At 73.8% G+C, this 13,811-nt stretch carries 11 protein-coding genes; 6 read left to right on the top strand and 5 right to left on the bottom strand.

Going from position 1 to position 13,811, the window contains the following annotated elements; genetic code table 11:
• Positions 1 to 4: 4 nt before the first annotated feature.
• Genes FGI33_RS08115 through FGI33_RS08100 form a run of 4 tightly spaced genes read right to left on the bottom strand, consistent with a single transcriptional unit; the run spans position 5 to position 4,144 of the window.
• Positions 5 to 958, bottom strand: coding sequence for an AAA family ATPase (locus FGI33_RS08115; RefSeq protein ID WP_119435480.1), 954 nt, complete (start codon positions 956 to 958; stop codon positions 5 to 7).
• Complete coding sequence (locus FGI33_RS08110; protein ID WP_237581619.1) at positions 955 to 2,208, bottom strand: DUF4350 domain-containing protein; 1,254 nt, start codon at positions 2,206 to 2,208, stop codon at positions 955 to 957. Before FGI33_RS08110 ends, FGI33_RS08115 begins: the two co-directional genes overlap by 4 nt.
• Entirely contained in the window at positions 2,205 to 2,891 is a 687-nt protein-coding gene (locus FGI33_RS08105; RefSeq protein ID WP_237581617.1) for a DUF4129 domain-containing protein, read from the bottom strand. Before FGI33_RS08105 ends, FGI33_RS08110 begins: the two co-directional genes overlap by 4 nt.
• A complete protein-coding gene (locus FGI33_RS08100) occupies positions 2,888 to 4,144 on the bottom strand; it encodes a hypothetical protein (protein ID WP_237581616.1) in 1,257 nt (418 codons plus the stop codon). Before FGI33_RS08100 ends, FGI33_RS08105 begins: the two co-directional genes overlap by 4 nt.
• A gap of 112 nt (positions 4,145 to 4,256) precedes the next feature.
• Between FGI33_RS08100 and mtrA the strand changes: the two genes are divergently transcribed.
• From mtrA to secA, 6 genes are all read left to right on the top strand, one after another.
• Positions 4,257 to 4,937, top strand: coding sequence for an MtrAB system response regulator MtrA (mtrA, locus tag FGI33_RS08095; RefSeq protein WP_119435448.1), 681 nt, complete (start codon positions 4,257 to 4,259; stop codon positions 4,935 to 4,937).
• Between the two features lie 4 nt (positions 4,938 to 4,941).
• Positions 4,942 to 6,576 carry an MtrAB system histidine kinase MtrB gene (gene mtrB, locus FGI33_RS08090; RefSeq protein WP_119457276.1) on the top strand — a complete coding sequence of 545 codons (1,635 nt, stop codon included), beginning with the start codon at positions 4,942 to 4,944 and terminating at the stop codon, positions 6,574 to 6,576.
• A complete protein-coding gene (lpqB, locus tag FGI33_RS08085; RefSeq protein WP_237581614.1) occupies positions 6,560 to 8,287 on the top strand; it encodes a lipoprotein LpqB in 1,728 nt (575 codons plus the stop codon). Before mtrB ends, lpqB begins: the two co-directional genes overlap by 17 nt.
• 61 nt (positions 8,288 to 8,348) lie before the next feature.
• Positions 8,349 to 9,146: a ComF family protein gene (locus tag FGI33_RS08080; protein WP_237581612.1), complete on the top strand. Its 798-nt coding sequence runs from the start codon at positions 8,349 to 8,351 to the stop codon at positions 9,144 to 9,146.
• 155 nt (positions 9,147 to 9,301) lie between these two features.
• Positions 9,302 to 9,991, top strand: a complete 690-nt coding sequence (gene hpf, locus FGI33_RS08075; RefSeq protein ID WP_119434551.1) for a ribosome hibernation-promoting factor, HPF/YfiA family — start codon at positions 9,302 to 9,304, stop codon at positions 9,989 to 9,991.
• A 199-nt stretch (positions 9,992 to 10,190) separates the two neighbouring features.
• A complete protein-coding gene (secA, locus tag FGI33_RS08070; protein WP_119401649.1) occupies positions 10,191 to 13,016 on the top strand; it encodes a preprotein translocase subunit SecA in 2,826 nt (941 codons plus the stop codon).
• A gap of 115 nt (positions 13,017 to 13,131) precedes the next feature.
• On the opposite strand, the gene FGI33_RS08065 is transcribed toward secA, so the two are convergent.
• Positions 13,132 to 13,719 carry an Rv3235 family protein gene (locus tag FGI33_RS08065; RefSeq protein ID WP_119434552.1) on the bottom strand — a complete coding sequence of 196 codons (588 nt, stop codon included), beginning with the start codon at positions 13,717 to 13,719 and terminating at the stop codon, positions 13,132 to 13,134.
• Positions 13,720 to 13,811: the final 92 nt, after the last annotated feature.

The raw sequence follows: 13,811 nt of genomic DNA, 5'->3' as shown, positions 1-13,811 counted from the left end.
GCCACTAGATCGGCACCTGCACCTGCGCCATGACCCCGCGGAGCACGGCGTCGACGGACACGCCCTCGAGCTCCGCCTCGGGCCGCAGCGCGATGCGGTGGCGGAGCACGGGCAGCACCATCTCCTGCACGTGGTCGGGGGTGACGGCGTCGAAGCCGCTCAGCCACGCCCACGCGCGGCTCGCGGCCAGGAGGCTCGTGGATCCGCGCGGCGACACCCCGAGCTGCACCGACGGCGAGCGGCGGGTCGCCCGCGCCAGGTCGACCATGTAGGCCAGCACGTCCGCGCCCACGCGCACCTCGCGCACGGCCGCCTGCGCCCGGCGGAGCCCGTCGGCGTCGAGCACGGGCCGCACGCCCGCGGCCCGGAGGTCCCGCGGATCGAAGCCCGTCGAGTGCCGGCGGAGCACCTCGACCTCGGCCTCGCGCTCGGGCAGGTCGAGCACGAGCTTCAGCAGGAAGCGGTCGAGCTGCGCCTCGGGCAGCGTGTAGGTGCCCTCGTACTCGACGGGGTTCTGCGTGGCCGCGACGAGGAACGGGTCGGGCAGCGCGTGGCTCTCGCCGTCGACCGTGACCTGCCGCTCCTCCATCGCCTCGAGCAGCGCCGACTGCGTCTTGGGCGGCGTGCGGTTGATCTCGTCGGCCAGCAGGATGCTCGTGAACACCGGCCCGCGGCGGAACGAGAACGCGCCCTCGCGGGAGTCGTAGACGAGGGAACCGGTGATGTCGCCTGGCATGAGGTCGGGCGTGAACTGCACGCGCGCGGTGTCGAGGCGGAGGGCCTCGCTGAGCGCGCGCACGAGCAGCGTCTTCGCGACGCCGGGCACGCCCTCGAGGAGCACGTGGCCGCGGGCGAGGAGGGCGATGATCATGCCGGTCACGGCGCCGTCCTGGCCGACGACGGCCTTCCCGACCTCGGTCCGGACGGCGAGCAGGCTGGTGCGGAGGTCGTCGGTCATGGATCCATTCTCCTGGTGTGGTCGGTCGGGTCGGCGGCGCGGGCGACCCGGCGCTCGAGGGCGGCGAGGCGCCCGGCGAGGTCGACGAGGTCGCGGTCGGTGCGGGGGCGGTCGTCGAGGAGCAGGCGGCGGATGGCCGCGGGGTCCTCGCGGAGCGCGGCGGCAGATGCGGCGACGACGTCGTCCACGGACGCGAGGCGGCCGAGCGCGAGCGTCGACGCGATGCGGTCGACCGTCCCCACGCGCAGCGCGTCGAGGGCGTGGCCGCGCGCGTCCGCCCGCTGGTAGAGCCGGGCGCGGCCCTCGGCGGTCTCGTCGGCGCGCACCACGACGGGCAGGCGCTCCACCACGAGCGGGCCGAAGCGGCGGCCGCGCCACACGGCGGCGGCGAGGGCGGCGGTGCCCAGCAGCAGGATCGCCGGGGTCACCCACCCGGGCGTGAGCTCGCCGAGCGTGGGCGGCGCGTCCGTCGCGGCGTCGTCGGGCGACGGCGTGTACCAGACGAGCCGCGGCCGCTCGCCGAGCACGCCCAGGGCGAGCGCGGCGGATCCCTGCTCGGCGATGCGGTCGTTCGTGAGGATCGGATCCGCGCCGAGCACGGCCACGGTCCCGCCGGGAGCGAGGGCAGCGGGCACCTCGAGGAGCGCGAACGCCTGACCGGTGTCGTCGGGGAAGCACGTGACGGCGGCCGACGCGTCGTCGCCGAGGTACCGGAACACGGGGGCGTCGTCGGGCACGGATCCGGCGGCCCTGGCGGCCGGGAGCGCGCAGACGGCGTCGAGCGCGCGGTCGGCGGACTCGGCCGCGCCGCCCGCCGCGACGTCGGGCGCAATGACCTGCAGCGTGCGGAAGTCGGGGGCCAGGAGCACCGTGCGCGTCGCGAGGCGGCCGACCTCCGCCAGCCGGTCGTCGTCGAGGCGGTCCGAGGTCGCGCCGAGCACGAGCGTCGTGTCCTCGCCGTCCCCGACGGCGTCCCTCGCCCCGGCGAGCGTCGTGGCGAGCGTGACCTCCACGCCCTGCGCCTCGAGCACGCGGGCCAGCGCCTGCGTGCCGCCGGGCGCCGGGTTGTCGGGCGCGAGCGCATCGCCCTGCCGCGCGGCGCCGGACACCGCGAGGGAGGCCACGGCGACGAGCACGGCGAGGGCGGCCAGCGCGATCCACGTGCCGGCTCGGCGGAGCGCCTGCCGCGGCGTGCGGGTCTCGGGCGTCGCGAGGGCGGCGGGCGCGGGGGCGGTCGCGGGCGCGCTCACCGGGGACCCGCGCCGACGGGCTCGTGGAGCACGGGCACGGCCGTCCGCAGGTCGCGGTCGAGCGCCGAGAGCCGGTCGAGCATCTCCTCGGTGCCGGGGCGGCCGAGGTAGCGCACGGCGTCGAAGTCGTCGGCGGCGACGACGAGGCGCGCGGCGTGGGCCGGGTGCGCGGAACCCGCGCGCCGGGCGAACCCGCGGGCGGTGGTGCCCGGATCCACGGCCACGATCGTGCGCTCGGCCTGCTCGCGCGCGATCGCCCGGAACAGGTCGGACGCGGCCGCCGCCAGGTCGCCCGCGCGGCGGGACGCCTCGGCCGCGCGGCGCAGCTCCTCGGCGGAGCGCCGGTCGTCGGATCCGAAGAGCCCGTCGCCGCGGGCCGCCGCCCGCCGCCGGTCCCGCCGCGGCGCCCCGAACACGAGGAACGCGACCACGACCACCGCGAGGACGAGCACGCCGATCACCACGGGCGCGAGGTCGGCGAGGCCGCTGCCCGCCCCGTCGAGGAGACGCGCGATCCAGTCGCCCACGGCCTGCGCAGCGAGGTCCAGGGCGTTCGGCCGCGCGGCCTCGTACTCGGGCTTCGCGAGCTCGTCGACGAGCAGGCGGCGCGCGTCGTCGGCGTCGGGGTCGAGCGGCACCGCGGCCGCGCGCGCGGCCGGGGCGAGGAGGAGGGAGGCGGTCACGCGCGTCCCGGGCCGGCGGCTCCCGCGGGCGCCTGGTACGGATCCCGCGCGTCCGGCCCGGTGGCCGACGCCGCGCCCGCCGCGCGCTCCTCGGCGAAGCGCGCGAGCTCGAGGTCGAGCCCCTCGCGCCGCATCCGCAGGTCGATGTAGAGGATGGCCGCGTTCGCCGACGTGACGACCGCGCCGATGCTGCCCACCACCACGCTCACCACGACCGAGAGCAGCTGCGCGCCGAGGTAGAAGACCACCGAGGCGTCGAAGGTCTGGAAGTCGAGCTCCCCGTTCGGGAACAGGACGGTCTGCAGGATGGAGGTCAGCAGGGTCAGCGGCACCGTCACCACGTTCGCGGCCGTGGACACGATGACCGCGGTGAGCAGCAGGATCCCGAGCACGCGCCAGAACGAGCCGATGGTGAGTGACCACGACCGCCGGGCCGCCGCCAGCGGCCGGAGCCGCTCGATCACGATGGCGCTCGGCACGAGGGCGAGCCGCGTCGAGACCCAGGCGGAGACGACCACGAGGCCCATCACGCCGAGCACGCCGACGAGGATCCCCGCGACGATGCCCGCGCCGCCGGCGAGCACCAGCAGGGCCACGATGCCGACGAGCACGCCGAAGACGAGCGTCCACGCCGCGGTGAGGGAGAGGCTCCACAGCACGAGCGGCATGATCCGCGGGCGGGCCAGCCGCCAGAGCGCGCGCATCCGCAGCCGCTCGCCGAGCGTGCCGCGCGCCACCTCGCTCGCCACGACGCCTTGGAGGAACGCCGACGCGACGATCGACAGCACGATCGTGACGATGCCCGCGATCACGACCGCCGCCACGCCGCCCGCGATGAGCGGACCCTGGTCCGCCTCGCGCGCCGAGAGGACGCGCGTGACGACGAAGCCGGTCACCCCGCCCACGATCAGGAGGGTCACGACGCCGACGAGCCCCTGGATCAGCAGGGCGCTGCCGGCTGTGGCGCCGGGGTTCCGGCGCAGCGTCTGGAAGGAGCCGGCGAGGATGGCGCCGAGGCCCAGCGGCCGGAGCGGCAGCAGGCCGGGCCTCGGCGGCGGGGTCCAGCCGGGAGCGGCGCCCCAGCCGGGCGGCGGCGGGGAGCCGGGCGGCGGCGGGGTAGCGGGGGCGGGCGGAGCCGCGTACGGCTGTGCCGGCGGGACAGCGCTCCCCGCGTCCGCGCGATCGGGATCCGGGGACCCCCCGAGGCCCGACGGCGCGCCGCCCGGGGCCTGCCAGCTCTGGTCGTCGGTCACGCCCGCCAGCCTCCCACAGGCCGCGCGCGAAGTCCCGCGCCGGAGGGACCGGCCGATCCCCGAGGATCCACCGGCTACCCTGGGGGCCTACGAGGACAGGGAACCCCTTCAGATGACAGCACGGATCCTGGTGGTCGACGACGACACCGCGCTCGCCGAGATGATCGGCATCGTCCTGCGCACCGAGGGCTTCGAGCCCTCCTTCTGCGGGGACGGCGGCCAGGCGCTCGCCGCGTTCCACGAGGGCAAGCCCGACCTGGTGCTCCTCGACCTCATGCTCCCCGGCCTCGACGGCATCCAGGTGTGCGACCTCATCCGCGCCGAGTCGGGCGTCCCCATCATCATGCTGACGGCGAAGTCCGACACGGCCGACGTCGTCAAGGGCCTCGAGTCCGGCGCCGACGACTACATCGTCAAGCCCTTCAACCCGAAGGAGCTCGTCGCCCGCATCCGCACGCGCCTGCGCCCCACGGCCGCCGCGTCGCCCGGGCTCCTGCAGGTCGGCGACCTCGTGGTCGACGTCGAGGGCCACGAGGTGCGCCGCGGCGAGGAGCGGATCAACCTCACGCCCCTCGAGTTCGACCTCCTGCACGCGCTCGCCAGCCGCCCGCAGCAGGTGTTCACGCGCGAGATGCTGCTCGAGCAGGTCTGGGGCTACCAGTACAAGGCCGACACCCGCCTGGTCAATGTCCACGTGCAGCGCCTGCGCGCGAAGGTCGAGGACGACCCGGACAACCCGCGCATCGTCATGACCGTCCGCGGCGTCGGCTACCGCGCGGGGGCAGCGGCCTAGCCCCATGCGCCCGCTGCCCGTGTGGCTCGTCGACTGGAGGTCGTGGCCGCGCCGCCTCACCCGGATCTGGTCGGTGTCCCTCCAGTTCCGCACCGTCCTCATCACGGTCGCGCTCTCGGGCGTCACCGTCCTGCTCATCGGCGTGCTCATGACGCAGAGCATCTCGAGCGACCTGTTCCGCCAGCGGCTCGACACCGTGCTGCAGCAGTCGAACAGCGCCACCAGCCGGATGCAGGAGCAGTTCACGTCCTCCGACGCCTCCGACCAGACCGAGCTCGAGCAGCTGCGCACGCAGGTGTTCGACGAGCTCCGCGGCAGCGCCATCAACCTCTCCGACTTCGCCTTCCGCCGCACGCCCGGCACGGAGGCGCGGAACGTGCTGCAGAACGCGTCCACCGCCGACTACGTCGACAGCCTCCTGAGCGCCGACCTCCGTCGCGCGGTCGGCGAGGGCACGGGCACGCAGCAGTGGCAGTCCGTGGCGATCCCGGTGGGCGACGACGGCGCCACCAGCCCCGGCATCGTCGTCGGCTCCAGCATCGACATCCCCTCGGCCGGCCGCTACGAGCTGTACCTCGTCTACGACCTCGGCGACATCCAGCAGACCCTCGACTTCGTGGCCGGCACGATCCTCCTCGCGTTCCTCTTCCTCATCGTGCTCATCGGGGCGATCGCGTGGCTCGTGGTGCGCCTGGTGGTGGCGCCCATCCGCGTCGCCGCCGACACCAGCCAGAAGCTCGCGGCCGGCCAGCTCGAGGAGCGCCTGCCGGTGAAGGGGGAGGACGTGATCGCGACGCTCGCGCGCTCCTTCAACGGCATGGCCGACTCGCTGCAGTCGCAGATCACGCAGCTCGCCGACCTCTCGCAGCTGCAGCAGCGCTTCGTCTCCGACGTCTCGCACGAGCTGCGCACGCCGCTCACCACGATCCGGCTCGCGGGCGGCGTGCTCTACGACCTCCGCGAGGACTTCAGCCCGCCGGCCGCCCGCAGCGCCGAGCTGCTGCACACGCAGGTGGAGCGGTTCGAGACGCTGCTCGCCGACCTGCTGGAGATCAGCCGCTTCGACGCGGGCGCGGTGGACCTCGTGACGGAGCCGACCAACCTCGTCCGGCTCGTCGAGGACTCCATCGAGGAGTTCGAGGGCCTCGCCGCGCAGAAGGGCTCGGAGCTCCGGCTGGTCGCCCCCGGCGGCTACTTCGACGCGGAGATGGACGCCCGGCGCGTGCGCCGGATCGTCACGAACCTCGTCGGCAACGCCGTCGACCACGGCGAGGGCCGGCCGATCGTCATCACGGTCGACAGCGACCGGGACGCCGTCGCGCTCGCCGTCCGCGACTACGGCGTCGGCATGACGCACGAGGAGATGGGCCACGTCTTCGACCGGTTCTGGCGCGCGGATCCGTCGCGCCAGCGCACGACGGGCGGCACCGGCCTCGGGCTCGCCATCTCCCTGGAGGACACGAACCTGCACCACGGCTGGCTGCAGCTGTGGTCGCGGCCCGGCGAGGGATCCTGCTTCCGCCTGACCCTGCCCCGCCGCCCCGACGTCCCCCTCGACAGCTCGCCCGTCCAGCTGCCGCCCGACGACCCCGCGGACGACCGCGCCGACGAGGAGGACGCCCGTGTCCCCAGCACCTGATCCCCGCCCGCGCCGCGCGCCCCGCCGCTCCGCCCGCGCGGCCGCCGTCGCGCTGGTCGCCGCCTGCGCCGTCCTCCTCTCCGGCTGCGTCTCGATCCCGTCCGGCGGCCCCGTCTCCGAGGGCGACCCCGCAACCGTCACCGACGAGTCCGGCGTCAGCTACCAGCCGGACGGCCCGCAGGCGGGCGACGGCCCGGACGACGTCATCGCCGGGTTCGTCGACGCCGCCACGAGCTCCGCCGACCAGTACGGCGTCGCGCGCCAGTTCCTCTCCGCGGACTTCGCGTCGCGCTGGGATCCCTTCGCGAGCGTCGTCGTCTGGGAGGGCCAGGCCGCCACCTCGGAGGAGGTCGACGGCACGTACAGCTACTCCGTCACGACCATCGCGACGGTCGACGGGCAGGGCCACTACCGCGAGGTCGGCAGCGACCAGGAGACGCGCTTGTCCTTCCAGCTCGTGCAGGAGCGCGGCGAGTGGCGCATCGCGAAGGCGCCCGACGGCATCGCCCTGCGCTCCACCTACTTCCGCGAGATCTTCAGCGCGCACGCCCTCTACTTCTTCGATCCCACGTTCTCGTTCCTCGTGCCCGACCTGCGGTTCTTCGTCACGCGCGCGTCCCAGAGCGTCAGCACGCGCATCGTCAAGTCGCTCCTCCAGGGCCCGTCGCCGTGGCTGTCGCAGCCCGCGGTCGTCACGGCCTTCCCCGAGGGCACGCGGCTGGCGTCCTCGGCGGTCACGACCGCGGGCGGCACGCCGCAGGTGGACCTCTCGACGGAGGCGCGCGCCGCCGACGGCGTCACGCAGCAGCGGATGAAGCTGCAGCTGCGGCAGAGCCTGTCCAACATCCCGTCCGTGCTCGACGTCCAGATGCTCGTCGACGGCACGCCGCTGACCGTCTCGGACCTCGGCGGCCGCGGCCCGGTCAAGGACCCGCAGGCCGAGTCGCGCCCGCTGGTCCTCGCGCAGGGCGCGTTCGGCTACCTCGGCGGGGGAGAGGTCGCGCCGCTCGGCACGCTGGGCACGCGCGTGGCGGCGCTCGGGGCCGACGCGGCGACGCTCAGCGCGGACGGCCAGCAGGCGGCCGTCCGGAACGGCTCCGGGGTCTGGTCGGTGGGCGACGGCGACCGCGACGCGGTCCTCCTCGACACGCGCCCCGGCCTCGTCGCGCCCTCGCTCGACGCGCAAGGCTTCGTCTGGTCGACGCCCGCGTCGGATCCCCGCGGGCTCGTCGCGTGGGGACCCGACGGCGTCGGCCATCCCGTCGCCGTCAGCTGGACCGCCACCGGCCGCGTCGTCTCGCTCGAGGTCGCCCGCGACGGCGCGCGCGTGCTCGTCCAGCTCGAGACGGGCGCGGGGCCGCAGCTGCTCGTGGCGTCGATCGTGCGCGACGGCGGCGTCCCGACGTCCCTCACCACGACCCCGCTCGAGCTCCTGGCGTCGCCCGGCACCCCGCTGGACGCGACGTGGGTCGACGAGCTCGACGTCGCCACGCTGACCCTCGCGCCCGACGGCGAGCGCCAGGTGGAGCTGCACCAGGTGGGCGGTCCCTCGAAGGACATGGGATCCGCGGCGGACGGCGTCTCCATCACCGGCGCGAACGACGAGAGCGGCCTGCGCGTCCTCACGAGCGCGGGCGCCCTGCTCACGCCGCGGGGCAGCACGTGGCAGCAGACGGCCACCGGCGTCTCCTTCGTGGCGACCAAGCGCTGACGCCGTCCACGGATCCGCCGCGCCGGGCCGCGCGGCATCGGCCGCGTGCGATCCTCCGCGCGTGATCCCCGTGCCCTCGCCCTCCCCGTCCTCCCGCGTCCCCGCCGCGGTCCGCTCCGCGCTGCTCGACGCGCTCGCGGTCGTCGCGCCCGTCACCTGCGCCGGGTGCGGCGTCCCGGACCGCGCCGTGTGCCCGCCGTGCCGGGCCGCGATCCTCGCCCCGCCCCTCGTGCGCCGGCTCGCGCTGCCCGCCGTCTCCTCGCCCCGCGGGCGGACGCCCGCCCGCGTCGTGCCGGTCGGCTGCGGGAGCGCGTACGCGCCGCCCTGGCCCCGGCTCCTGTCCGCCCTCAAGGAGGAGGGCCGCACGGACGCGGCGCGCGCGATGGCGCCCGCGCTCATCCGCGCCGTGCGCGCGGCCGTCGCGGCCGCCGATCGCGCGGCCGACCCCGCCGCCCGCGCGCACCCCCTCGACGTCATCCCGGTCCCCACGCCCGCCGCCTCCCTCCGCCGCCGCGGCTACGCGCCCGTCGAGGTCCTGCTCGCCCGCGCCGGCATCCGCCCGCTGCGGGCGCCGGGGCCGCCGGGGCTCCGCCGGCACCCGCTCCGGTTCGTCCGCCGGCCGGCCGACCAGGCCGGCCTCGGGGTCGCGGAGCGCGCGGCGAACGTCGACGGCTGCCTCGCGGCGCGCATCGACCTCACCGGGCGCCGGATCCTCGTGGTCGACGACGTCCTCACCACCGGCGCCACCCTCCGCGAGACTTGCCGCGCCATCCGGGCCGCGGGCGGCGAGGTCGCGGCGTGCGCCGTCCTCACCGCCGTCGCCGGCCGCTCCCGCGCGGGCATCACGCGCGCGGGCTGATCCGCGCCGTCGCTCCCTGTGCATGTCCGATGCGCCCGCGGTCCACCCGCCGGATGCCTCGCGCTGGCGACCGCCCGAGGTCTAGGCTCGCCCGAAAGGCGTGAAAGTGATCGCCCTCTTCCAGCGGGCGACGCGTCATGATCTGGAGGTACGTCATGGACATCAACATCACCGGCCGCAACGCGGAGATCACCGACCGATTCCGCGTGTACGCCACCGAGAAGGCCGACAAGATCGTCCAGCTCGCCGAGAAGTCCATCTCTCTCGACATCAAGGTCTCGCGGCACAGCGAGAAGTCCGGCGGATCCGCCGGGGACGACCGCGTGGAGATCACGCTCGTGGGACCCGGCCCCGTCATCCGCGCCGAGAGCAGCGCCGCCGACAAGTTCGCGGCCTTCGACCTCGCCCTGGGACGCATGCTCGAACGGCTGCGCCGTGCCAAGGACAAGAAGAAGATCCACCGCGGCAACCACCGTCCCGTCTCGCTGCACGAGGCCGCCACCGGGGGCTTCGCGCAGATCGACCTCGACCCGGCCGACGCCGAGCTCATCGAGCGCGTCAACGGGAAGAGCGTCGCGCCCGTCGACCAGCCCGTCGCCGAGGAGGACTACTGCCCCGTGGTCATCCGCACCAAGGTGTTCGCGTCGCAGTCCATGACGGTCGACCAGGCCCTCGAGCACATGGAGCTCGTCGGCCACGACTTCTTCCTCTTCATCGACGCGGAGACCGACCGCCCGAGCGTCGTCTACCGCCGCAAGGGCTGGGACTACGGCGTCATCGGCCTGGCCGACGGCGAGCAGGAGCTCGCGGGAGCCGGCGCGGGATCCCGGTCGCTCCGCCGCTGACCCGCATCCTCCCCACGAGGCCCCGTGCGCTCCGGTGCACGGGGCCTCGTGCGCGCGGCCCGGCCCACGGGTCAGGTCGCTCCCGGGAAGGGCACCGGACGAGCCGGTACTATGGCGAAGCTCGTCGGCGGCGACATCCGCGCGCCGTCACGGCGGTCGTCGTCATCCGGCGCCCGCCCATCTACGCAGGGAGACACCGATGGCCTCAGTACTCGAGAAGGTCCTTCGCGTCGGCGAGGGGCGCACGCTCCGCAAGCTGCAGAACTACGCGAAGGCGGTGAACCAGCTCGAGGAGGACTTCACGCACCTCACCGACGAGGAGCTGAAGAACGAGACGGTCGAGCTGCGCGAGCGCCACGCCAACGGCGAGTCCCTCGACGACCTCCTTCCCGAGGCCTTCGCCGCCGTCCGCGAGGCCTCCCGCCGCACGCTCGGCCTCCGCCACTTCGACGTGCAGATCATGGGCGGCGCCGCCCTCCACCTCGGCAACATCGCCGAGATGAAGACGGGCGAGGGCAAGACCCTCGTCGCCACGCTGCCGGCCTACCTCAACGCCATCGCCTCGCGCGGCGTCCACGTCATCACGGTCAACGACTACCTGGCGAGCTACCAGAGCGAGCTCATGGGCCGCGTGTTCCGCGCCCTCGGCATGACCACCGGCGTGATCCTCGCGGGCCAGACCCCGCAGCAGCGCCGCGAGCAGTACGCCGCCGACATCACGTACGGCACCAACAACGAGTTCGGCTTCGACTACCTGCGCGACAACATGGCCTGGCAGGCGGCGGACATGGTCCAGCGCGGCCACTTCTTCGCCGTGGTCGACGAGGTCGACTCGATCCTCATCGACGAGGCCCGCACGCCGCTCATCATCTCGGGCCCGTCCGCGGGCGACGCGAACCGCTGGTTCACGGAGTTCGCGACCGTGGCCAAGCGCCTCGTGCCCGAGGTCGACTACGAGGTCGACGAGAAGAAGCGCACGGTCGGCGTGCTCGAGGCCGGCATCGAGAAGGTCGAGGACCACCTCGGCATCGACAACCTCTACGAGTCCGCGAACACCCCGCTCATCTCGTTCCTCAACAACTCCATCAAGGCCAAGGCCCTTTTCAAGAAGGACAAGGACTATGTCGTCATGAACGGCGAGGTGCTCATCGTCGACGAGCACACCGGCCGCATCCTCATGGGCCGTCGCTACAACGAGGGCATCCACCAGGCGATCGAGGCCAAGGAGGGCGTCGCGGTCAAGGCCGAGAACCAGACCCTCGCCACCGTCACGCTGCAGAACTACTTCCGCCTCTACAAGAAGCTCTCGGGCATGACCGGCACGGCCGAGACCGAGGCCGCCGAGTTCATGAGCACCTACAAGCTCGGCGTCGTCCCGATCCCCACGAACCGGCCCATGCAGCGCAAGGACCAGTCCGACCTCATCTACAAGAACGAGAAGGCGAAGTTCGAGCAGGTCGTCGAGGACATCGCCGAGCGCCACGCGGCCGGCCAGCCGGTCCTCGTCGGCACCACGAGCGTCGAGAAGAGCGAGTACCTCTCCAAGCTCCTCGCGAAGAAGGGCGTCCGCCACGAGGTGCTCAACGCGAAGAACCACGCCCGCGAGGCCGCCATCGTCGCGCAGGCCGGACGCCTCGGATCCGTCACGGTCGCTACGAACATGGCCGGCCGCGGCACCGACATCATGCTCGGCGGCAACGCGGAGTTCCTCGCGGTCGCCGCCATGAACGCGCGCGGGCTGAGCCCCGTCGAGACCCCGGAGCAGTACGAGACCGAGTGGGACGACGTGTTCGCGCAGGTCAAGGCCGAGGTCGACGAGGAGGCCGAGAAGGTCATCGAGGCCGGCGGCCTCTACGTCCTCGGCACCGAGCGCCACGAGTCCCGACGCATCGACAACCAGCTCCGCGGCCGCTCCGGCCGTCAGGGCGACCCGGGCGAGAGCCGCTTCTACCTCTCGCTGACCGACGACCTCATGCGCCTGTTCAACAACGGCGCCGCCGCGAGCCTCATGGGCCGCGACAGCGTGCCGGACGACGTGGCCATCGAGTCGAAGGTCGTGAGCCGCGCCATCCGCAGCGCGCAGGGGCAGGTCGAGGCCCGCAACGCCGAGATCCGGAAGAACGTCCTCAAGTACGACGACGTCCTCAACCGACAGCGCGAGGCCATCTACGGCGACCGCCGCCACATCCTCGAGGGCGACGACCTCCAGGAGCGCTCGCAGCGCTTCCTCGAGGCCGTCATCGACGACGTGCTCGACTCGCACATCGGCGAGGGCAACGGCGACGACTGGGACTTCGACGCCCTCTGGACCGAGCTCAAGACGCTGTACCCGATCTCCATCACGATCGACGAGGTCATCACGGAGGCGGGGAGCAAGGGCCGCGTCAACCGCGACTTCGTCCGCCGCGAGATCCTCTCCGACGCGAAGCTCGCCTACTCCAAGCGCGAGGAGCAGCTCGGCGAGGCCGCCATGCGCGAGCTCGAGCGTCGCGTGGTGCTCTCGGTCATCGACCGCCGCTGGCGCGAGCACCTGTACGAGATGGACTACCTGAAGGACGGCATCGGCCTCCGCGCCATGGCCCAGCGCGATCCGCTGGTCGAGTACCAGCGCGAGGGCTTCGCGCTCTTCCAGCAGATGATGGGCGCGATCCGCGAGGAGACGGTGGGCTTCCTCTTCAACCTGGAGGTCGAGGTGCAGGCCCCGGCCGGCGCCGAGTCCGTCGGCCCGCGCATCCAGGCGAAGGGCCTCGCCGCCAACCAGGCCACGGCCGACAAGCTCCGCTACACCGCCCCGACGGACGACGGCGGCGTCGAGGTCCGCAACCAGCGCGGCCAGATCGAGAAGGCTGCGACGGCGAAGGCGCAGAAGGACCAGCAGGCGGAGGACGCCGTCCTGGTCGGCGAGGACGAGCCCGAGACCCCGCAGGGCCCCCCTGCCCGGGGCGCCTTCGGCCAGCCGACCGGCGCATCCTCGTCCGCTCCGCAGAACCGCGAGGAGCGCCGCAAGGCCGACCGGCGCAAGTAGCACCAGCCCGGGCCGACAGGGACCCTGTCGGCCCGCGGGCGACCTGATGGGTCGACCGCACGACGAAGGGCGCGCCTCCCACGGGAGGTGCGCCCTTCGTCGTGCCGCGCCTGGGCTAGAGGACGTTGATGGCCGTCGCGCGCCAGCGTCGGTCGAGGCCCTCGAGTCGGACGGCGACGGCGCGGGCGCGTGCCCGTCCGTGCACCACGATGACGGCCTCGATGACGCCGTCGCGCGGAGAGAACGACGTGACCGTGCCGATGGTGAAGACCGGTCGGGTCACCGACTGCCCCTTGGCGCGCCGGGCGCGAGCGCTGAGGACCACGCGCTTGAGCAGGTGACGGTAGACGTCGTCGCTGACCCAGCGGGCGATCTGGTCGAGCTCCCGCGCTCCGGCGAGGATCTCGATGACGCATCGGGTGAGGTTCTCGAGCAGCGGACCCGACGGGGGGAGGTCCTGGCTGCTGCAGGGCTGGCGCCCGAAGAAGTCGTCGACGTCGAAGCGCTTGCGGACGGTGCCCCGCACGGTGGCGGTGGCCGCGGGCGCGGTCGTGGACGACGAGCCGGTGGTCGCGTTCGCGGCCGACGAGGTCGCGGAGGCGGGCTTCCGAGCTGCGGGCCGTCGGGTGGGGGCGCCCTCGGCGTCCCCGGCGACGGTGCTCCTGCGGTCAGGGAGATCCTCCCGTGGCACTGCTTCACTCATGCGTCACTCCCATCCCGGTGCTCCCCCCGATCGGGGGACCACGATGACTGGTCAACTGTGACATCGCGAGAGGCTCGGCGCACGTCCAGCGC

Origin of the sequence: Clavibacter phaseoli (genome assembly GCF_021922925.1) — a bacterium.
GTDB classification, from domain to species: domain Bacteria; phylum Actinomycetota; class Actinomycetes; order Actinomycetales; family Microbacteriaceae; genus Clavibacter; species Clavibacter phaseoli.
This window is presented reverse-complemented; position numbering and strand designations above follow the sequence as displayed.